Here is an 18,429-nt window from a genome sequence, read left to right on the forward strand (position 1 = left end):
CAGTGGTCCGTGCTCGGCACGGGCCGGGGGGTGGCGAAGACGGGTGGGCGGGCGGCGCGCCGGAGCGGGATCTCAGGGGGAACCGAACCACCGTGCGACCGCCCGGCCGAGCCCGTCCCCGTCCCCGCCGCCCGCCCAGACGACGTGGCCGTCGGGCCGGACCAGGACGGCGGCGGGCGCCCCCTCGAGCGGCTGGTCGGGAGCGGCGTGCGCGGTGACGGTGTCGATGCGGTCGGCCGGTGCGTCCTCGATCCGCGGCGGCGGTGCGCCCAGTCCCAGGAGCAGTCCGCGCCCGGAGCGCAGCAGTTCGGCCGTGCTGCAGACGATCGCGCCGGTGCGCAGCCGCAGGTGCGGCAGGCGGGCGCCGCACAGCGGATGCCCGGGGCCGCCGACGTCGTAGCGGATGTCGAGGCCGCTGATCATCCCGGCGAGGTGGGTGCGTACCTCGTCGTGGGCGAGGAGTTCGGCGAGGACCGTGCGCAGCGGCTCGACCTCGGGGCCGCCCAGCAGCAGCAGGGCCTGGGCGCGGATGTTGCCGAGGACGGCGGCGCCGACGGCGGCGCGTTCGGTGCCGTAGCTGTCGAGGAGCCCGTCGGGTGCGGTGCCGTCGACGGCGGCGGCGAGCTTCCAGCCGAGGTTGTGGGCGTCTTGGAGGCCGAGGTTGAGTGCCTGGCCGCCGATGGGCATCTGACGGTGGGCGGCGTCCCCGGCGAACAGGACGCGGCCGTGCCGGTAGCGGGCGAGCAGCCGGTTCTCGTCGTCGAAGCGGTTGACCCACAGCGGGGTGCCGCCGGTGATGTCCTCGCCGGTGACACGCTTCCAGGCGGCAGTGATCTCGTCGAAGTGGGGCTCGCCGGCGCGGTCGCGGACCGCGGCGCCGAACTCGTGCACCATCACCCGGGTCACGCCCGCCGGGTTGCGGGCGGCGACGGCGAGCCCGCCGGGGAGCCGTTCGAAGCGCCGGTTCGGGATGTCGATGCCCTCGACGTCGGCGCGCAGCAGTTCCCGGGCGGCCGGGGTGCCGGGGAAGTCGGCGCCGAGGAGGCGGCGCACCGTGGAGTCCTGGCCGTCGCAGGCGACGAGGTGGGCGGCGCGCAGCGTGAGGTGCTCGCCGTGACGGCCGGTGGCGGCGGCCTCGACGTGGGTGCCGTGGTCGTCGACGGCGTGCAGGGTGTGGCCGCACCTGAGGTCGGCGCCCAGGCCGAGGGCCCACTCCTCCAGGACGGCCTCGGTCCTGGTCTGCGGGACCTTCCACTGCCCGGGGTAGGGGCCGGGCAGGGTCAGGTCGAGGGGGATGCCGCCGAAGTGGCCGCGCGGCTCGCGGGGCGGGCTGCCGAGGTCGGCGAGCAGGCCCCGGCTGTCGAGCAGTTCCATGGTGCGGGCGTGCAGCGTGGAGGCGCGGGACTCGGTGGTGGGGCCGTGGCGGCGCTCGACGAGGGTGACCCGGATGCCGCGCAGGGCCAGTTCACCGGCGAGGAGCAGACCGACCGGGCCCGCACCGACGACGATCACCTGGGTGTCGACCGTCTCGGCGGGCCCGGTGCGCGGCGGCCGGCCGTCCGAGTGCGGGGCGCCGGCCATGTCAGCGGTTCCGCTCCGCGTGGTCCTTGGCGTGGCCGAGGGTGGCGAGGCTGTTGGTGCTCAGCGCGCCGTGCACGTAGGCGCGGGCGTCGGCGACGGTGGCCTCGGGGCCGAGGATCCGGGCGATGTTGCCGGTGTTGAGGGTGACGGTGTGCTGGGAGGAGGCCGTCGTGCCGCCGTCCTCGGTCTCCTCGAAGGTCCACATGCCGGTGTGCAGGGTCATCAGGGCCGGCAGGGTGACCTGCTTGTAGGCGATGCGGTGGTGGCCGAGGACGACCCGGTAGGACTTGGTGGTGTGCTGCGAGCCGTCCTTGGCGCGGGTGTCCATCTCCAGTTCCTGCAGGCCGGGGGTGTCCTCGGTGAAGCGGACGCGGGCCACGTGCGGGAGCCGCTCGGGCCACAGCCCGGCCTCGTTGACGAAGTCGAAGGCGTCCTTGGCCGAGCCGTCGATCGTCACGGTGTCGGTGAAGGAGAAGGTCAGCTCCTGCGCCTCGGCGGCGTGGGCGCGCTCGACGTTCTCCTTGAGGGCGGCGAGTTCGCTGGTGCTGTTCTTGTCCACGGCCCGTTCGATCCACAGCAGGTCGTGCGGGTCGTCGTCGACGGCACGGTAGTCGTGCAGGAGCCGGACGCGTGAGGTGTCCTCGTCGAGGGGTTCGACGATCCAGGTTCCGCCCATGGCCGCGACCGGGGGTGCCGGCACCTCCTGCCGGAAGGTGATGCGCAGGGCCTCGGGGTCGAGGGTGCGGCGCGAGGTCCAGGTCTTGGGCTCGCCGTTGGCGGTGGCCCAGATACGGATGCGCTCCTCGTCGCCGTCGCTCTGCTCACGGTCGACGTGGATGGTGGGCGGGAAGATCCGCGGCCAGTTGGTCACCTCGGCGAGGAGGCGGTGGACGGCGGCGGCGGGCGCGTTGATGGTGATCTCGTGCTCGACCTCACGAGTCGTCATGACGGCTTCTCCTAGGTGGTACCGGCTTCGTGGTACCGGCTTTGTGGTACCGGCTTCGTGGTACCGGCTTCGTGGTACGGGCGGTGCGGACGGCGGGGGCGGAGCCCCGGGGCCCGGGCGGGCGAGGGGTGGCCCCTCCCCCGGGGCGGGCGGGAGTGTGACGACAGGGCCTAGAAGTTGCCGAGGCCGCCGCAGACGTTGAGCGCCTGGGACGTGATGGACGCGGCGGTGTCGGACGCGAGGTAGCCGACCAGGCCCGCGACCTCCTGGGGCGTGGAGTAGCGGCCGAGCGGGATCTTGGCCTGGAACTTCTTGAGGATCTCGTCCTCGCTCGTGTCGTACGCCGCGGCGTAGCCCTGCCGCACCCGCTGGGCCATCGGCGTCTCGACGTAACCGGGGCAGACGGCGTTGACGGTGATGCCGGTCGGCGCGAGCTCGTTGCCGAGGGCCTTGGTGAAGCCGACGACGCCGTGCTTGGAGGCCGAGTAGGGGGCGCCGAGGACGACGCCCTGCTTGCCGGCGGTGGAGGCGATGTTGATGATCCGGCCGCGGTCCTTGGCGCGCATGCCGCCGGTGGTGAGGACCTCCCGGGTCATCCGGAAGACGCTGTTGAGGTTGGTGTCGATGACGTCGTCCCACAGCTCGTCGGTGAGGTCCGCGGTGGGACCGCCGCCCGAGCGCCCGGCGTTGTTGACGAGCACGTCGACGGTGCCGAACGCGGCGACGGCGCTGTGCACGAACTCCTTGACGGAGGCGGCGTCGCGGACGTCGAGCTGCCGGCCGTCGACGTCCAGACCTTCCTCGCGCAGTGTTTTGGCGGTGTGGGCGACGTTGTCCGCGTCGCGGGCGCCGATGAAGACCCGGTGCCCCTGCTGCGCCAGCAGCCGGGCGGCCTCCAGACCGATGCCGCTGGTCGCGCCGGTGACGAGGGCGACCTTCCGGGTGGTGTCGGACATGGGTGTGCTCCTCTCAGGCGGCGCGGGCCCCGGACAGGGACAGCTGGGTGTTGACGACGTCGATCAGGTCGCGCGGGGTGATGTCGTCGCCGAGGTCGTCGTCGTCCAGGACGATGTCGTACTCGCGCTCGATGCGGCCGCCGGTCTCCAGCAGCGCGATGGACTCGTAGCCGAGCACCTCGAACGTGGTGTCCAGGATGTCTCCGGCGAGGTCGACGTTCTCGTCCGCGCCCGCGGCCTCGAGCAGGATCCGCCGGAGGTCGTCGAGGGTGAACTGGGTACTGGCACTGGCCATGGGTACTTCCTTCGGTTCTCGGGGCGCTCGCGGCCCCCGGCTGATCGTTTCTGGTGGCCCGGACGCGGGCACGGCGGTCTCGGGCACGGCCGGCCCGGGTGGACGGCCGGTCTCGGGCACGGCCGACCCGGGTGGACGGCCGGCCCGGGTGGACGGCCGACCCGGTGGACGGCCGACCCGGTGGACGGCGCACCGTCCGCTCAGGCGGACGCCTCCCACCGGTAGAAGCGCTGTGCCATGGCGTCGGCCGGGGAACGCCAGGTCGCCGGGTCGTAGGGGTCGATGAACGGTTTGAGGTCGTCGCTGATCCGCACGAAGCGCGGGTCGTCCTTGGCGCCCTGGATCAGCTCGCCGCCGTTGTCCTCGTCGAAGTCCTGCAGGTGGAAGTACAGGCCGTTGAAGGCGAAGAGCTGGCGCCGCCGGGTGCCCATGCGGTGCGGCATGTCCGTCGCGTCGAACTCGCCGAACAGCTTGGCGACGTCCGTGCTCGCACCGGGCGCCATGCGGGCCACGATCAGCGTGCTGTGCATAGGTTCTCGCTCCTTGGCAGGGTCCGGTGTGGGGCGCCCGGCGAGGACGCCGTCTACGCGCCGGCGGCGCGCGTGTGCACGACGCGATAGGTGTTCGCGTCGAACCCGGTCCTCAGCTCGGCGATGCGCTCGTCGTTGGTGCGGCGGGGCCTGGGCTTGCGCTCGTGCGGCAGGTCGCGGAAGGCCCGGTAGCTCTCCTCGCTGTCCCACTGCGAGTAGACGACGGCGAAGGCGCCCTCGACGAACATGGCGCGCAGGCCCTTGAAGACGCTGTGCGAGCGGTAGCCGGGGACCTTCACGAGCCAGTCCTGGCCCTCGCCCAGCAGCTTGACCAGCTCGTCCTGGTCGGCCTCGCCGACCAGGTGGACCTCGATGGCCGTGTAGTCGTCGCGGTCCGGTGAGACCTGGACGCGGCCGCCGAGAGCGGGCTGGGTCCGGGAGAAGACGATCTCGTTCTGCAGCAGCCGGATGCCCGTGGTGATCTCACGGAAGACGGGCAGCGTCCGGTGCTTGAACTCCTCACCGTCGTACCGCTTCTCCAGGTCCTCGCCGCTGCGCCACTGGATCAGGTTGGCGGTCCCGGGAGAGTCCTGTCCGGCGTGCACGGTCGAGGAGATCCATCCCTCGTAGGCGGCCGCGTCGACGATCTTCCCCATCTCGGTGAGCAGCTGCTCCTGGTGCTCGGGGGTGTCGGTCGTGAACAGGTTGAGAACGGTCAGGTAGTTGTCCTCGGTGGAGATGATCGGCATGATTCCTTCGCTTCCTTCGCTTCCTCAAGATCCTTGGGATGTGCGTGCGGTGGGGAGGAGGAGCCTGGTCAGCCGGCGGGGCCGAACCAGCGGGCGAGCGCGTCGGTGAGCGGCACGTCCGTGGCACCGGCGGCCGGGCCGTCTCCGGCGCCGCCCACCCAGGCGACGTAGCCGTCGGGACGGACGAGGATGCCGTCGAGGCCGCAGTCGCCTTCGGGGCCCTGCGCGGTGACGGTGTCGACCCGGTCGGACCAGCCCCGGGCCGCGGCGCGCAGACCGGCGCCGTCGGCGAGGTCGAGGAGCAGACCGCGCCCCGGCTCCAGGAGGGAGAAGACGTTGTCCTTCACCCCGTCGCGGGTGATCTGCTTGTCCTCGAGCCGCCGGCCGAGCAGCGGGTGGTCCCCGCCGCCGACGTCGTGGCGGATGTCGAGCCCGGTGACCATGCCGACCAGGTGGCGCTGCACCTCCTCGTGCCGCGCCAGCTCGGTGAACACCTGGCGCAGCGGGCCGACTTCGTCGCCGCCGAGGTAGAGGGTGCGCTGGGCGAGGGTGTTGGCGAGGATGCGGGCACCGACCGGGTGACGTTCGCTGTGGTAGGTGTCGAGCAGCCCCTCGGGGGCCCGGCCCTTGATGTCGAGGGCGAGCTTCCAGCCGAGGTTGACGGCGTCCTGGATGCCGGCGCTCATGCCCTGGGCACCGATCGGCAGGTGGATGTGGGCGGCGTCGCCGGCGACGAAGACGCGGCCCCTGCGGTACTCGGCGGCCTGGCGGCTGACGTCGGTGGTGGAGGAGACCCACAGCGGCGTGGCGCCGCTGATGTCCTCGCCCGACAGGCGCTGGAACGCCTCGGCGACCTCCTCGAAGGTGATCGGCTCCGGGCCGGGGCGCATCGGCTGCGCGCGGTCGTAGTAGATGACGCGGCTGCGGTCCGGTCCGAGCGGCAGCACCATGACCATGCCGCCGGGCACCGGCTCGCCGCTGAAGCGCGGGCGCAGTCGCACCCCGGTGATGTCGGCGAAGCGCAGTTCGACGGTGGGCGCGGTGCCGGGGAAGTCGATCCCGGCGCTCGTACGGACGACGCTGCGGGCGCCGTCGCAGCCGACGACGTGGCGGGCGCGGAGCGTGCCGGTGCCGTCCGCGGTGGCGATGTGGACGGCGACCCCGTCGTCGTCCTGCTCGACGCCGGTGACCTCGACACCCCGGCGCACCTCGACGCCGCGCTCGGCGAGCACGCCGGCGAGCATGCCTTCGGTCCGCGACTGGGGGATGCCGCGGGCGCCGTACGAGCCATTCGGAAGGACCCGGAAGTCGAGCGGCACACCGCCGAAATGACCGAACGGAATGACATCGACGTCACCGAGCCGGGAAAGGAGACCACGCTGCGCGAATTCCTCGATCGTGCGCGCGGAAAAGCCGAGGGCACGGGATTCCCTGATGGGTTCGGCGAGCCGGTCGACGACCAGTGCGGAGACTCCGTTGAGACTCAACTCGCCCGCGAGCATGAGTCCGGTGGGCCCTGCTCCTACTATGATCACGTCCGCGTCAAAGATATCCATCTTCCCTCTTCCGACTGGTGTGTGACGAGTATCGCCGGACCACGGAGAAACGGTAAAGCGAGTGCGGTACAGGCTTTGCGCAATGCACTACAGAACTCTGCCGGTAATGTCAGATCTCTGGCAGGAAACTGGTCCCGCGGGCGCGGTCGGCGCCATGCTCGGGCGGTGACTTCCAACCTTTCGCCCGCCGTTCCGGCCACGGTTCCGGCCACGGCCGCCGAAGCCGCCGACGCCGCCCTGGTCGCGGAGCTCCTGGGCCGCTATCTGGTCACGCTCGACGACGAGGAACCCGACGACACGTGGGCCCGCGGCCTGTTCACCGAGGACGCGGTCGTCACCTTCCCGATGAGCCGCCACGCAGGGCTCGCCGGGCTCGCCGAGTGGCACCGCGCCTCCCTCACGGCGTTCGCGTCCACCCAGCACCTGGGCTCGCCGGCGGTGGTGAGCGTCGGCGGCGACCGGGCCGCGTTCCGCGCCAACGTGCTGACCACGCACGTCCACCACCCCGGCGGTGACCGGCCACCGCTGTTCCGCGCGGGCACCCTCGCCTCCGGCGGGGCCCGCAGGACGGCCGCCGGGTGGCGGATGGACGAGCTGTCGTTCAGGGTCCTGTTCACCGAGGGCCAGCCCCCGCAGCGGGGGTGACGGCAGGCCGGGGCGTCGTCACCAAGGCAGGCGTGCTGTCACCAGGGGGGCCAGCGGGCGGCGAGTGCTGAGCGGAGTTCCGCACCGCGGTGCAGGTCTCAGCTGTCCACCCCGGCCTCCCACTTGCGCCGGCGCAGCACGTAGTCGCTGAAGAGGTGTCGGCTTCGGTCGAGCAGTTCACCCACCTCCGCGTCGCCGCGCCGCCCGTCCGGGGACGGATGCCAGCGCTGCACTGATTGCGCGGCCCAGGTACGCAGCTTCGTATCCGGGTCCTCGAACAGACCGACCGCCGCCCGTAGCGCCACGATGCCGCCGCGCGCGTCGAGCAGCCGGAACGCACCGACGCGGACATGCCGTGGCCACTCGGAGCCGGTGCGCTCCACTATCCAGTCGGCGGGCAGTTCCCTGGCCGAGGGCAGCAGGGCGGGTGGTGGAGGACGTCAACTTGACCCGGCCCTGAAGGGCCGGGCTTGGAGGTAGCGCCCAACTGGCTGCTGGGGTGGACTCCTCCGTCCAGACACCCCGTTATGGGGTGGCAGGGACGCGTGACTCACGCCCCGTATTCCACACGCTCTCGCCGCGGGCGGCGCCACCCACGTCCCCCACGGCCACTACACCGGCGACGGAGGCGACTCCTGGCAGTCCCAGGCCGCCGCGCTCGCGTACGCGGACGAACACCTGGGCCGCCTGGTCGACGGGCTCACCGGCAAGAAGAGATGGCTGATCATTATGTGTGCCGACCACGGCGACGCCTTCGGTGAGGACGGCTACCACGGCCGTGGCATCGCTCATCCGACCGTGTTGAACGTGCCGTTCGCGGCCTGGCTGTCGGAGTAGGCGGATACGCTCCCGGGCCATGACCGAGACAACCCGACAAAAGGCGAAGCGCGACGCCTCCGTCATCGTGGCTCGAGACGCGGAGGGCCTGGTCGCCGTCCTGACCGCCGAATTCACCCAGCACGGCGGCGAGTACGTGTTCCTGCCCGGGGGGCGCCGGGAGGAGGGCGAGACACCGGAAGACTGCGCGCGGCGTGAGCTGCGCGAGGAAGCCGGCGCCATCGCCCAGACCTGGCGCCCCCTCGGCTCGTACGCCATCACCCTGGACTCCACTGCCCGCGTCCACCTTTTCCTGGCCGAAGGTCTCACCTGTGGCCCGCAGCAGCTCACGCCCAGCGAAGAGAGCTTCAAGCTCATGTGGTGGCCGATGCCCGACGCGATTCGGGCCGCCACCGAGGGACGCTTTCTGCTCCAAGGGGGACCGCTGGCACTGCTGCTGGCCCAGCAGGCCATCGCAGTAGGGTCTTCTCGGCAACGTGACGGTTGCGGTGCGTGAGGACGTGCGGCGGGACCGGCGCCCTGCGGGTGACCTGGCGTCAGGCCGGCCCGGCTCCTGCGCGAGCATCGCGGCCGGCTCGGAACCCGGAAGAACACCCGGTCTGGGCGTCTTCAAGCAGGCCGTGCTCGTACTGCGGTGATTCATTGACGGCACGCGGCTGTCCCAACTGGCCCGGGAGGGGATATCGCTCCCCACCACCTACCGCTACCTCCACGAGGGGCTGACCGTGCTCGCCGACCACGCCCCGGGCCTGTCCACCGCGCTGGAACGTGCAGCTGCTGCCGGATACACCCGCCTCAACCTCGACGGCACCGTCATCCGCACCGATCGTGTCGCCGCCCCCGGCCCCAACAGCGCCCTCTCAGAGGTCCACGACCGGGCCCTGGTCCCCGGGTGGGGTCATCGCCGTGATCAGCCGCCGGTCCAGCATGGTGCCGACCGACGTGTCCCCGGCCGGGTCGAGCCCGGCGTCGTGGCAGGCCACGCTGACCAGGTACCGGCCGAGCACCGGATGCGTGGCGAACGCCCACTCCTCGCCGAGGGCCGCGACCCCGTCGGGGGTGCGCAGGCCGCCGAGGGCGAGACCGAAGCCGAACTCGGTGAAGGCGAGCCGCATGCCCTGCCCGAGCGCCTTGGTGTACGCCTCCTTCAGCGTCCACAGCCGCAGCACGCACGCCGCCTGCTGCTCCTCGGACAGCGTGTCCAGCTCGGCGGCCTCGGCCGGGGTGCACATCCGCCCGCGCATCAGGCCCAGGTCGAAGCGCCGGTCCGCGCACTCGGCGTCCAGGCCGATCCGGCCCACCCGGCTGATCCCCACGGCCATCAGCTCACCGGTGTGCGTCAGAGCGACCTCGATCTGGTCGAGGCCGCGCAGGTACGGGCGGCCGCCGAGCCGGTAGGCGATGTCGATGTCCTCCGGCCCGATGCCCAGCGCGGCCGCCGCGGTGTACTTGATGAGCAGCCGGGAGGCGGCGAACCGGCTGCGGACCGCGGGGTCGCGGGTCCCGGCGTAGCGGTTCCAGTCCCGGCCGAGCAGGGGCCTCAGCCGCGGTGTGGTGAGCACCGCGGGGAACCACTCGGTCCAGGTCGCGTACGCCACCGTGACCCCGCGGTCCAGCAGGTCCTCCCGGATCCGCAGCCACGAGCTGTCCGGGCGGGGGATGTGCACGGGCGGCGCGACGGCGGAGCCGTACGCGCCGGCGACGACGCCGAGGGCGCTCAGGCGCCGCAGCGTGTCGAGGACACCGACGGCGTCGCGGGCGTCGATGTCGTCCGTGACGCGGTCCTCGCCCTTCCGCGCCACCGCGGGCCTGCTGGGGTGCATGGCGTTCGCCTCCTTGTGCCGGCCTCCCGGCCGGGCCGTGTCCGAGGGCGGAGCCGAAACGTTCCTGTCGGGGTCGGGGCTCACGCGAGCCGCATCCCGTAGAGGTCGAAGCTCCGCCCGCCGCGGTACCGGTCCACGAGCCGGACCGCGAGGTCCCGCGCGACGCCGTCCGGCAGGGCGGGCACCTCCACGCCGAGGCGGCGGCCGAACCGGGTCAGCGCGAGCAGCGCCCAGTCGGGTTCGGCGAGCAGGCCCCCGTCCGGGGCGCCGGGATCGGCGTTCTCGCAGACGGCGAGGCAGGAGGCGGCGGCGATCAGCAGGCAGTACCGGTCGACGAGGACGTACGCCGCCGGGGCGAGCACCCCGGTGTCCGGACGCTCCGACAGCACGGCGCACCGCTCGGCGAGGTGGCGCACCTCGGCGGCGAAGGCGCGGGCGAGATCGGCGAGCGCCGCCCACCGGGGGCCGCGGCCGCGCTTGCCGTCGAGCCGGGCGGCCGCGCCGAGCAGCGCGGCGAGCAGTCCGTCGCAGCCGTGGTGCGGATCGCGGGGTTCGGCGTCCAGCCGCCGGAAGTCGAGTGCCGTGTCCCCGGCGCCGGGAGTGAAGAGCGCCGCGGGCGCCTCGTGCCCGGCCTCGCCGCGCCAGGTGGCGTGGGCGAGGGTGCGCAGGTGGGGGACGAGGACGGCCTGGGTGTCGGCCGTCCCGGCGTGGCCGAGCCCGGCCACCGGCAGATCGCGCACGAGCTTCTGGAAGCCGCCGTAGGTGGGGCCGCGGTCGTAGCCGCGGGCGCCGAGCACCGCGGCGAGTTCGTCGAGGTCCTCGTGGAGCAGCGCGGACACGGCGTACTTGACGGCCGCGGAGGGGACGAGCGCGTGCTCGGGCGCCAGGTCGAGCAGCCGCAGCCCCGCGACGGCGAGACTGTCGCAGGCGAGCAGGTCGGCGAAGACCCCGGCGAGCACCCGGCCGCGACGGCCGTGCGGCACCAGACCGCGGCGGGACTCGGCCGCGGCCCGGACGGCGTAGCGCAGCGCGCTGTCCATCCCGCCGACCAGCGCGCCGCCGGACACCAGTGCCCGGCTGACCTGGAAGGTGCGCAGGGCAAGGGAGACGCCCTCGCCCGGCCGTCCGACGAGGGCGTCGGCGGGCACGGGGCAGTGCGCGAGCTCCAGTCCGGCGTAGTGGGCGCCGCGCATGCCGTGGGTACGGGCACGGGGCAGCCGGCGCACGGCGTGCGCCGGGAGCCGGCCGGTCTCGAGCAGGAACACGGAGTGGCTGTCCGCACCGTCGCCGGGCGCGGTACGGACGTAGGAGACGAAGGCGTCGGCGCGGTCGGCGTTGATGACGACCTCCTTGCGGCCGTCCACCACATAGCCGCCGCCGGGCGCGGGACGCGCGGTGTACTCGCCGCGCAGGATCGCGTTGGCGTGCGCGAACTCGCGGTGCAGGATGGTGAACCGGCCGCCGTCGAGCAGCCGCCGCGCGGTGTCCCGGCGCTGCCGCTCGTCGCCGGCGGTCCACACCACGGAGGCGGCGAACAGGGCGGTCATCCCGGCGCCGAAGCCGAGCGCCACGTCCCGCCGGAAGACCGGCCGCAGCACCTGGGCGAGCCCTTCGACGCCGGTGAGGCGGCCGCCCAGGGCCTTCGGCACGAACTCGGCGGCGAGGCCGAAGCGGTGGAGCAGTTCCTCGGTGGCCGCGGGGGCCTCGCGCCGCTCGTCGGCGGCGAGCAGCGCCTGCTGGCCGTGCGGGTTGCCTGCGTCGAAGGGATCACCGAGCAGGTCCTCGACGTACCGGGCCCGTGCGGAGCCCTCACCGGACACCTGGAGGGCACGGGGGCCGGCGTCGGCGTCCTCGGCCAGGGACGTGCCGGCGCCCGCGGTCAGGCTGTCGTTCACGTGGGACCTCCAGTCTCGGCCCGTCCGACGGGTGCGGTCGGGCGCCGTTCGGCGCGGGGGTACGGGGGCACGGGGGTTGCGGCGGCCGGCCGGGCGGCGCGGCTCAGACTCCGCGGGCCAGTGCGCCCTCGGCGTGCTCCCTGGCCAGCCGCAGCGCGAGGGAACTCTCCCGGGCGAGCCGTGAGCGCAGTGCCTCCCGCGCGAGGCGCACCGCGTCCGCGCCGTCGCCGTACCGCTCGCGTACGCCGTCCTCGTCGAGCACCGCGTGGTGCCGTGCGACGACGGTGACGCCCGTTCCCCGGAGGTCGGGTTCGACCGACCACTCCCCCGCGTGCGCGGCCAGCAGCGCGGGCTGTTCGGTGTCCCGGATGTCCTTGTAGACGATGCGTCCGGCGTGCGGGAAGCCGATCCTGACCGATTCCGTCGTCCGCGCCGTGCCGTCGGCGCCGGCCAGCTCCACGGTCATCAGCTGCACCCCGGGCCCGTGCTCGGCGATGTCGATCCCGGTGGCGCCGGGCACCGCGTCGGACCGGTCGCCGAACCGGTGCAGGAAGTCGTACACCGGCTCGACGGGCGCGTCGACGAAGGCCGTGTCCTCGAAGGACAGGACGAGGTCGTCGAGGCGGCGCCAGCGCTCGGCGAGCCGGCGGAGGTTGTCGAGGGCGGCGCGGGTGTTGGCGCTGGTGGCCCGCTTCACCCAGTCGACGTCGGCGCGCGCGTTGCCGTCGACGGAGAAGTCGTTGCTGAGGACGACGAGGGACCGCTCGGGACCCCGCGGCTCCACGGTCCAGCTGCCTCCCATGGACGTCGTCGGCCAGGGCAGCACCTCCTGGCGGAAGTCGACGCGGTGGGCCACGGGATCCAGGACGCGGCGCGTCGTCCAGGACTTGATCTCACCGTTGGCGGTGACCCACATCCGCAGCCGTTCCGACTCGCCGTCGAACTCGAGCTGCTCGACATGGACGGTGGGCGGCAGGAACACGGGCCAGCGCAACGCGTCGGCGATCAGTCCGTAGAGCACGCCGGCCGGTGCGTCCACCTCCGTGTGCTGGGCCATACGGTGCACGGGCGCCAAATACATCCACCCCACCCCTCTCGTCTCGGACGTACGGCCGGGCGGACGGCCATGGACGCCGCGACCCGCCGCCCCGTACAGGCTCGCCATGGACTGTGTCCTGATCCGGTGGGGAACGGCTCGCCCGCCCCTCGAACGCCGCTCGAATCCCCAGGGGAACGCGCCACACCCACCCGCAGGCCACCCGGCCCCGACCCCGACTCCACCCGAACCCGACCCCCCTGCCCGACCCTGCGGCCCACCGCGCGGGGGTGCCGCCCGGTTCCTGCCGGGCCGCGGGATCGGCGTTGCGGCATGCTCACCCGACCCGCGCTCGCGTGGTCACGGCAAGGCGAGGAGGCGTTCGGCTTCTGCGTTCGCAGCGGCGGGAAAAGGGGCCGTACGGACGGGTGGCCGGGTCCGGGGTGTGTGCCCCCGTGCGTACGCGCGGAGGCGGATGGTGTCCGAGAGGCGGTGTTCCGGGTCGGCCGGCTGCCGGAAGCGAAACCGGGCCTGAGCCAGTCCCACGAGAGCACGCATCGCGTCAGGGGCGCAGCAGTCAGCGGGCTGAGGGGTCCCCGCAGCGGGCGGGAGTGGCCGGGCGGCCGCCGAGGAGAATCGCTTCATGCGCATTCTGATCATCACCGCCGGTTCCCGGGGAGATGTCGCGCCCTTCACGGGCCTGGGGCGGCGTCTGCGGGACGTGGGCCATCAGGTCGCCGTGGCCGCTCACCCGTCCTTCGAGGCACTCGTCGGCGGGTGCGGTCTCGACTACCGGCCTGTGCCGGGAGACCCGCAAGGGCTGATCCGGGACTGGGCCCGGACTGCGTCGCGGGAAGAGACGCAGGCGCGAGAGCCGGGAGCGGAGGGCAGGAGCGGCAGCGAGGAGCGACGGCCGTCCGGTCGCTGCGCTCGACGCTCGCACCCGAGTGGCCTCGAGTCGGACACCGTGGGGAGCGGAGCGGCCCGAGGCCGGGCGCTGTTGCCGAACCGGTGCGGGATGTGCGGCACACCGGAGCCCTACCCGGCCGACGCGCCACGCCCCCGGCCGGGACGGCGAGCCGGCTTCGGCGCGGGGTCGGCTCCGCCGCCGGGCGGAGACCCGGCCGGCCCGCTCGACCCGGGCTCGAGAGGACGTGGGGTGGTTCTCGAGCGTGCCGTCTCAGCCTGACCGGGTGGGGACGACGGTCCGCGGTTGTCGAGGAGGCCATGAACATGATGACGTTCGCCCGGCGTCTGCGGCGGTTCGCCCGTGCTCTGGTGGCCGAGGTCTGGCGGTGTCTGGTCGCCGTCGGCGCCGTCCAGCTCGCGGGCGAGTCGGCCCGGGCCGACTTCCGCCCGGTGGACGTGCCTCCGCCGGGCCACCCCGAACGCCTGTGCCCCGACCGGCCCCTGACCGCGCTGGAGCGCGCCCTGCTGGCGGAGATGGGCCGCCCGGTGCGCTGACGCCCGCGGGGCAGCGCCCGCGGTGTCAGGCCGCGTACAGGTCGAAGGTGGAGCCGCGCCGGGGGCCGGACGCCAGGTCCAGCTGGGGGTCGACGGCGAGTATCGCCTGGTGCAGCCGCTGCAACTGCGGTGACGGCTCCACGCCCAGCTCGTCGACCAGGCGGCGGCGCAGCCGGTGGTAGACGTCGAGCGCGCCGGCCTGCCGGCCGGAGCGGTACAGCGCCACCATGGCCTGCGAGTGCAGTCCCTCGTGCTCGGGGTGCCGGGCGGTCAGGTCCATCAGCTCGGCGGTGACCTCGGCGTGCCGGCCGATCCTGAGGTCCGCGTCGATGCGGCGCTCCCGCGTGACGAGCCGGCTCTCCTCCAGCCGCATCGCCTCGATCTCCAGGACCGGGCCGACGGGTACGTCGACCAGGGCGGGCCCCTGCCACAGGTTCAGCGCCTCGCGGTAGGTGCGGGCGGCCCGTTCGTCCTCGCCGTCCTCGAAGGCCTGCTGTCCCTCGATGACGAGGCGTTCGTAGGCGTGGACGTCGACCGCGTCGCTCGGTATCTGCAGCAGGTAGCCGCCGTGCCGGGTGGCGAGCACGTCCTTGGCGGTACCGGGGGCGCCGGGCCCCATGGCGGTACCGAGCCGGCGGCGCAGCTGGAGTATGTAGGTCTGCAGCGTGGTGAGGGCGCTCTGGGGGAGCTCGGTGCCCCAGATCTCCTCCATCAGCGTGGGCACGGGCATGACCCGGCCCGGATAGAGGGCGAGCAGAGCCAGGATCTGGCGGGGTTTCCCGGCCGTCGGAACGATCGACATCCCGTTGACGTCGGCACTCAGTGGACCCAGAACACGAATCTTCATGGTTTTCCCTCCCCGTACCTCGACAGCTGGACTCGGCTTCCGAGCCGGTATTCGAATCGGTGCCCGAGGCTCGTCGATATTGCGCCACTCGGGGGCCCGATGTCATCGCCTCACGGCCTGTGCACGAGGCGCCCCGTATCCGGCCACGACACCGCCCTAGGAAAGAGTCGAGGAATCTTTGAGCCGTTGTGTTGCCTGGACACGCCCAGTTGTTCCTGACGCGTCTTTCGCGCCGTCAGAATGAGGCCCGGCCCCCTGAGGGAGCCCGGAAAAACGCTGGAGCCGCACTCGCGTCGACCCCGGATTTCACGCGTACCGTCCCTTCCCCGGCAGCCGGGGAAGGGAGTACTCCCCTTTCCGGACACCTGGAAGGGGAGAACTCGGCGGCGGGCCCGGCCCCGTGGAGCCGTTCCCGGCGCGGCGGCCCGGCGCGGTCAGCGCACGCGCACGGTCAGCCCACGCGGGCGACGGCCCGGCCGGTGGCCTCCGGGCCACGGGTGGCGGCGGTCTCCGGAGCGGCCGTCAGGATGGAGCGCTGCAGCCGGCTGATCATCGCCGACGGCTCCAGACCCAGCTCGCGTACGAGGGTGGTGCGCAGCCGCTGGTAGACGCTGAGCGCCTCGCCGCGCCGGCCGGAGCGGTGCAGGGCCACCATGAACTGGCCGTGCAGGCTCTCGTGCATCTGGTGCCGGTTGACGAGGACGGTCAGCTCGGACAGCAGCTCGCGGTGGCGGCCCAGTCGCAGATCGGCCTCGATCCGCTGGTCCAGCGCGCACAGCCGGGACTCCTCCAGGCGCTTGACCTCGAGGCCGATGCGGCTGCCGGCGGTCACGTCGGCGAGCGCGGGGCCGGTCCACAGCGTCAGCGCCTCGCGCAGCCGCCGTGCGGCGCCGGTGAAGTCCTCGGCGTCCATGGCCCGGTAGCCCGTCCCGGCCTGCTGCTCGAACTCACGGAAGTCGATCCGGCCGCCACGGGTGTCCAGGCGGTAGCCCCCGGGGAGGGTGACCAGGACGTCCTTGGCGGTGACCTCCTCCTCACCACCCTTGGCCAGCGCCTCGCCGATGAGCTCCCGCAGTTGGAGCACGTACGTCTGGAGGGTGGTGCGCGCACTGCGCGGCGGCTCGTCGTCCCACAGTTCCTCGATCAGGGAAGAGACCTGGACCACTCGGTCGGCGTGCAGAGCGAGCAGGGCCAGCACCTGTCGCGGCTTCGGAGCCGTCGGGGTGATCGAGATGCCGTGCTCGCGTACTGACAACGCGCCCAGAACTTCGATGTCCACTGTCTGTTCCCCCTTGATGTCCATGCCGGGTTGCGTACGGATCGAGACCGCGAGGGCCGTCACTGGTGCGCCTGGACGGCGCTCGACGACTCCGGCTAGAACACGATTAAAAAAACAGCACAGTCGGTTTGTCAATGGGGAGGAAGTGTGTTGGTTCACACGAGTTGTCCCGTCGCTGGTCGCGGCCCTGCCGGCCGGAGCCGCCATGGAGGCCGGAACACCGGTACAGAGGCCTTGTTGAGCGCTCAAGCGCCCGGACCCCAGGGCGTGGCGGCATACCTACGGAGCACGGCGGGCCCGGGAAGAGGTGCGTGCGCGGGCGTCGCCGTGACGCCCGCCTCACAGCAAGTGACAGGCAAAAGGGGCAATTGACTCCGCTTATCAAACCGCACGGTCTGTTATGGTCTACCCTCAGGGCGACTACCGGCCGCCACGAGTGTGCCGAGGACGGAGGCATCGGCCAGCCGCGGCAGCAGCAGCTGCCAGAACCGGGTGACCGTGCGGTGCGAGAGCCATTCGGGGTTCTGCGGGCCCAGGACCTCGAAACCGGTGGTCGCCGCCACCACGGAGGCCGCCGCGTCCTCGGGCGTGACCTCGGCGAGCACACCTTCGCCGTCGGCGCGCTTCAGCACCTCCTCGACCCACCGGTGCCACTGCCGGTACAGGCCGGGCCCCCTTCCGCGGACCTGGTCCCGGCTCAGCTCGAAGCCGGCGCGCAGCACCACGTCCTCGGTGAGCCCGCGGGCCAGTCCGTGCGAGGTGTTCACCAGCAACTGCAGGGCGTTGCCGGCCGCCCCCTCATGGGCCATGACGATGCGGTCCAGCCGCTCCCCCGCCGCCTCCTCCACCGAGTCGGCCAGGGTCGCCTTGCTGGAGAAGTGGAAGTGGAGCGCTCCGTTGCTCACTCCGGCCAGCGAGCTGATCGCCGTGAGAGAGGCCACGCTGAAGCCCTCACGGTCGAAGACCGTGGCAGCCGAGGTGATCAGCGCCTCGCGGGTGCGCAGGGCTCGCTCCTGTTTGACCATTCGAAGTGCTCCATTACTGCGGCGGGTTGCCGTGCTTGCGGGAGGGCAGGTCGGCGTGTTTGGTGCGGAGCATCGCGAGGGAGCCGATGAGCACCTCACGGGTCTCCGCGGGGTCGATGACGTCGTCGACCAGGCCGCGTTCGGCCGCGTAGTAGGGATGCATCAGCTCGGACTTGTACTCCTTGACCATGCGGGCCCGCATCGCGTCCGGGTCCTCGGCCTCGGCGATCTGGCGGCGGAAGATGACGTTGGCCGCGCCCTCCGCGCCCATGACGGCGATCTCGTTGGTCGGCCAGGCGTAGGTGAGGTCCGCGCCGGTGGACTGGCTGTCCATGACGATGTAGGCGCCGCCGTACGCCTTGCGCAGGATGAGCGAGATACGGGGCACGGTGGCGTTGCAGTACGCGTACAGCAGCTTCGCGCCGTGCCGGATGATCCCGCCGTGCTCCTGGTCCACACCCGGCAAGAACCCCGGAACGTCCAGCAGCGTCACGATCGGAATGCTGAAGGCGTCGCACATCTGGACAAACCGGGCGGCCTTCTCGCTGGCCTCGATGTCGAGGACGCCGGCCAGGGCCTGCGGCTGGTTGGCGACGATGCCGACGACCTGGCCGTCCAGGCGGGCGAGGGCGCAGATGATGTTGCGCGCCCAGCGCTCGTGGACCTCCAGGTACTCGCCGTCGTCGACGATCTCCCCGATGACCTCGGTCATGTCGTACGGGCGGCTCCCGTCGGCCGGGACCAGGTCCAGCAGCAGCTCCGAGCGGCGGGTCCCCGGATCGGCACAGGGGACGCGGGGCGGGAACTCCCGGTTGTTCTGCGGGAGGAGGGAGAGGAGGTAGCGCACCTCGGCGAGGCAGGTCTCCTCGTCGTCGTAGGCGAAGTGGCAGACGCCCGAGGTCTCGGCGTGCACGTCGGCGCCGCCCAGGCCGTTCTGGGTGATCTCCTCGCCGGTGACCGCCTTG

General features: G+C 72.6%; 20 protein-coding genes and 1 pseudogene. 6 read left to right on the forward strand and 15 right to left on the reverse strand.

Annotated features, from left to right (window positions below):
* Positions 1-72: 72 nt before the first annotated feature.
* From HTV45_RS27605 to HTV45_RS27635, 7 genes are all read right to left on the reverse strand, one after another.
* Positions 73-1,581 carry an FAD-dependent oxidoreductase gene (locus HTV45_RS27605; RefSeq protein WP_215208613.1) on the reverse strand — a complete coding sequence of 503 codons (1,509 nt, stop codon included), beginning with the start codon at positions 1,579-1,581 and terminating at the stop codon, positions 73-75.
* A 1-nt stretch (position 1,582) separates the two neighbouring features.
* Positions 1,583-2,527, reverse strand: coding sequence for an aromatase/cyclase (locus HTV45_RS27610; protein WP_215208614.1), 945 nt, complete (start codon positions 2,525-2,527; stop codon positions 1,583-1,585).
* A 170-nt stretch (positions 2,528-2,697) separates the two neighbouring features.
* Entirely contained in the window at positions 2,698-3,483 is a 786-nt protein-coding gene (fabG, locus tag HTV45_RS27615; RefSeq protein ID WP_215208615.1) for a 3-oxoacyl-ACP reductase FabG, read from the reverse strand.
* Positions 3,484-3,496: 13 nt separating this feature from the next.
* Entirely contained in the window at positions 3,497-3,778 is a 282-nt protein-coding gene (locus tag HTV45_RS27620) for a phosphopantetheine-binding protein (RefSeq protein ID WP_215208616.1), read from the reverse strand.
* A gap of 200 nt (positions 3,779-3,978) precedes the next feature.
* Positions 3,979-4,308, reverse strand: a complete 330-nt coding sequence (locus HTV45_RS27625) for a TcmI family type II polyketide cyclase (protein ID WP_215208617.1) — start codon at positions 4,306-4,308, stop codon at positions 3,979-3,981.
* A gap of 53 nt (positions 4,309-4,361) precedes the next feature.
* A complete protein-coding gene (locus HTV45_RS27630) occupies positions 4,362-5,057 on the reverse strand; it encodes an antibiotic biosynthesis monooxygenase (protein WP_215208618.1) in 696 nt (231 codons plus the stop codon).
* A gap of 68 nt (positions 5,058-5,125) precedes the next feature.
* On the reverse strand, positions 5,126-6,592 hold the full coding sequence (locus HTV45_RS27635) for an FAD-dependent monooxygenase (protein WP_308309767.1): 1,467 nt from the start codon (positions 6,590-6,592) through the stop codon (positions 5,126-5,128).
* A gap of 186 nt (positions 6,593-6,778) precedes the next feature.
* Between HTV45_RS27635 and HTV45_RS27640 the strand changes: the two genes are divergently transcribed.
* Positions 6,779-7,258, forward strand: a complete 480-nt coding sequence (locus HTV45_RS27640) for a nuclear transport factor 2 family protein (RefSeq protein ID WP_215208620.1) — start codon at positions 6,779-6,781, stop codon at positions 7,256-7,258.
* A gap of 98 nt (positions 7,259-7,356) precedes the next feature.
* Here the strand turns inward: HTV45_RS27640 and HTV45_RS27645 are convergent, their stop codons facing one another.
* Positions 7,357-7,641 carry a hypothetical protein gene (locus HTV45_RS27645; RefSeq protein ID WP_251692838.1) on the reverse strand — a complete coding sequence of 95 codons (285 nt, stop codon included), beginning with the start codon at positions 7,639-7,641 and terminating at the stop codon, positions 7,357-7,359.
* Between the two features lie 304 nt (positions 7,642-7,945).
* Here HTV45_RS27645 and HTV45_RS34525 point away from each other — a divergent pair, with 304 nt between their 5' ends.
* From HTV45_RS34525 to HTV45_RS27660, 3 genes and pseudogenes are all read left to right on the forward strand, one after another.
* Entirely contained in the window at positions 7,946-8,095 is a 150-nt protein-coding gene (locus tag HTV45_RS34525; protein WP_251692860.1) for a hypothetical protein, read from the forward strand.
* 19 nt (positions 8,096-8,114) lie between these two features.
* On the forward strand, positions 8,115-8,591 hold the full coding sequence (locus HTV45_RS27655; protein WP_215208621.1) for an NUDIX hydrolase: 477 nt from the start codon (positions 8,115-8,117) through the stop codon (positions 8,589-8,591).
* A 103-nt stretch (positions 8,592-8,694) separates the two neighbouring features.
* Positions 8,695-8,943: pseudogene (locus HTV45_RS27660) on the forward strand (IS5/IS1182 family transposase); the annotation flags it as partial.
* A 12-nt stretch (positions 8,944-8,955) separates the two neighbouring features.
* On the opposite strand, the gene HTV45_RS27665 reads toward HTV45_RS27660, so the two are convergent.
* The 3 genes from HTV45_RS27665 to HTV45_RS27675 all read right to left on the reverse strand — a co-directional run bounded on the left by HTV45_RS27665 (position 8,956) and on the right by HTV45_RS27675 (position 12,870).
* The gene (locus HTV45_RS27665) at positions 8,956-9,918 is read right to left on the reverse strand and encodes a 4'-phosphopantetheinyl transferase superfamily protein (RefSeq protein ID WP_215208622.1); all 963 of its coding nucleotides are present in this window, start codon (positions 9,916-9,918) and stop codon (positions 8,956-8,958) included.
* Between the two features lie 80 nt (positions 9,919-9,998).
* Positions 9,999-11,813, reverse strand: a complete 1,815-nt coding sequence (locus HTV45_RS35085; protein ID WP_215208623.1) for an acyl-CoA dehydrogenase — start codon at positions 11,811-11,813, stop codon at positions 9,999-10,001.
* A 103-nt stretch (positions 11,814-11,916) separates the two neighbouring features.
* Entirely contained in the window at positions 11,917-12,870 is a 954-nt protein-coding gene (locus HTV45_RS27675) for an SRPBCC family protein (RefSeq protein ID WP_251692839.1), read from the reverse strand.
* A gap of 622 nt (positions 12,871-13,492) precedes the next feature.
* On the opposite strand from HTV45_RS27675, the gene HTV45_RS27680 reads away from it, so the two are divergent.
* Both HTV45_RS27680 and HTV45_RS27685 read left to right on the forward strand, forming a co-directional pair.
* Complete coding sequence (locus HTV45_RS27680) at positions 13,493-14,038, forward strand: glycosyltransferase (protein ID WP_215208625.1); 546 nt, start codon at positions 13,493-13,495, stop codon at positions 14,036-14,038.
* 38 nt (positions 14,039-14,076) lie between these two features.
* A complete protein-coding gene (locus HTV45_RS27685; protein ID WP_215208626.1) occupies positions 14,077-14,313 on the forward strand; it encodes a DUF6059 family protein in 237 nt (78 codons plus the stop codon).
* Between the two features lie 25 nt (positions 14,314-14,338).
* On the opposite strand, the gene HTV45_RS27690 is transcribed toward HTV45_RS27685, so the two are convergent.
* The 4 genes from HTV45_RS27690 to HTV45_RS27705 all read right to left on the reverse strand — a co-directional run.
* On the reverse strand, positions 14,339-15,160 hold the full coding sequence (locus tag HTV45_RS27690) for an AfsR/SARP family transcriptional regulator (protein ID WP_215208627.1): 822 nt from the start codon (positions 15,158-15,160) through the stop codon (positions 14,339-14,341).
* Between the two features lie 451 nt (positions 15,161-15,611).
* Entirely contained in the window at positions 15,612-16,439 is an 828-nt protein-coding gene (locus tag HTV45_RS27695) for an AfsR/SARP family transcriptional regulator (RefSeq protein WP_215208636.1), read from the reverse strand.
* Positions 16,440-16,837: 398 nt separating this feature from the next.
* Positions 16,838-17,464, reverse strand: coding sequence for a ScbR family autoregulator-binding transcription factor (locus HTV45_RS27700; RefSeq protein WP_215208628.1), 627 nt, complete (start codon positions 17,462-17,464; stop codon positions 16,838-16,840).
* 13 nt (positions 17,465-17,477) lie between these two features.
* Positions 17,478-18,429 (reverse strand): acyl-CoA carboxylase subunit beta (locus tag HTV45_RS27705; protein ID WP_285899694.1); only part of this gene is annotated, 952 nt, incomplete at its 5' end.

This window comes from Streptomyces sp. CHD11 (assembly GCF_018638295.1).
Taxonomy (GTDB): domain Bacteria; phylum Actinomycetota; class Actinomycetes; order Streptomycetales; family Streptomycetaceae; genus Streptomyces.

Coding starts and splice junctions, on each gene's coding strand:
- HTV45_RS27605 (WP_215208613.1), bottom strand. CDS start 1,581: ATGGCCGGCGCCCCGCACTCGGACGGCCGGCCGCCGCGCACCGGGCCC.
- HTV45_RS27610 (WP_215208614.1), bottom strand. CDS start 2,527: ATGACGACTCGTGAGGTCGAGCACGAGATCACCATCAACGCGCCCGCC.
- fabG (WP_215208615.1), bottom strand. CDS start 3,483: ATGTCCGACACCACCCGGAAGGTCGCCCTCGTCACCGGCGCGACCAGC.
- HTV45_RS27620 (WP_215208616.1), bottom strand. CDS start 3,778: ATGGCCAGTGCCAGTACCCAGTTCACCCTCGACGACCTCCGGCGGATC.
- HTV45_RS27625 (WP_215208617.1), bottom strand. CDS start 4,308: ATGCACAGCACGCTGATCGTGGCCCGCATGGCGCCCGGTGCGAGCACG.
- HTV45_RS27630 (WP_215208618.1), bottom strand. CDS start 5,057: ATGCCGATCATCTCCACCGAGGACAACTACCTGACCGTTCTCAACCTG.
- HTV45_RS27655 (WP_215208621.1), top strand. CDS start 8,115: ATGACCGAGACAACCCGACAAAAGGCGAAGCGCGACGCCTCCGTCATC.
- HTV45_RS27665 (WP_215208622.1), bottom strand. CDS start 9,918: ATGCACCCCAGCAGGCCCGCGGTGGCGCGGAAGGGCGAGGACCGCGTC.
- HTV45_RS27675 (WP_251692839.1), bottom strand. CDS start 12,870: ATGGCCCAGCACACGGAGGTGGACGCACCGGCCGGCGTGCTCTACGGA.
- HTV45_RS27680 (WP_215208625.1), top strand. CDS start 13,493: ATGCGCATTCTGATCATCACCGCCGGTTCCCGGGGAGATGTCGCGCCC.
- HTV45_RS27685 (WP_215208626.1), top strand. CDS start 14,077: ATGAACATGATGACGTTCGCCCGGCGTCTGCGGCGGTTCGCCCGTGCT.
- HTV45_RS27690 (WP_215208627.1), bottom strand. CDS start 15,160: ATGAAGATTCGTGTTCTGGGTCCACTGAGTGCCGACGTCAACGGGATG.
- HTV45_RS27700 (WP_215208628.1), bottom strand. CDS start 17,464: ATGGTCAAACAGGAGCGAGCCCTGCGCACCCGCGAGGCGCTGATCACC.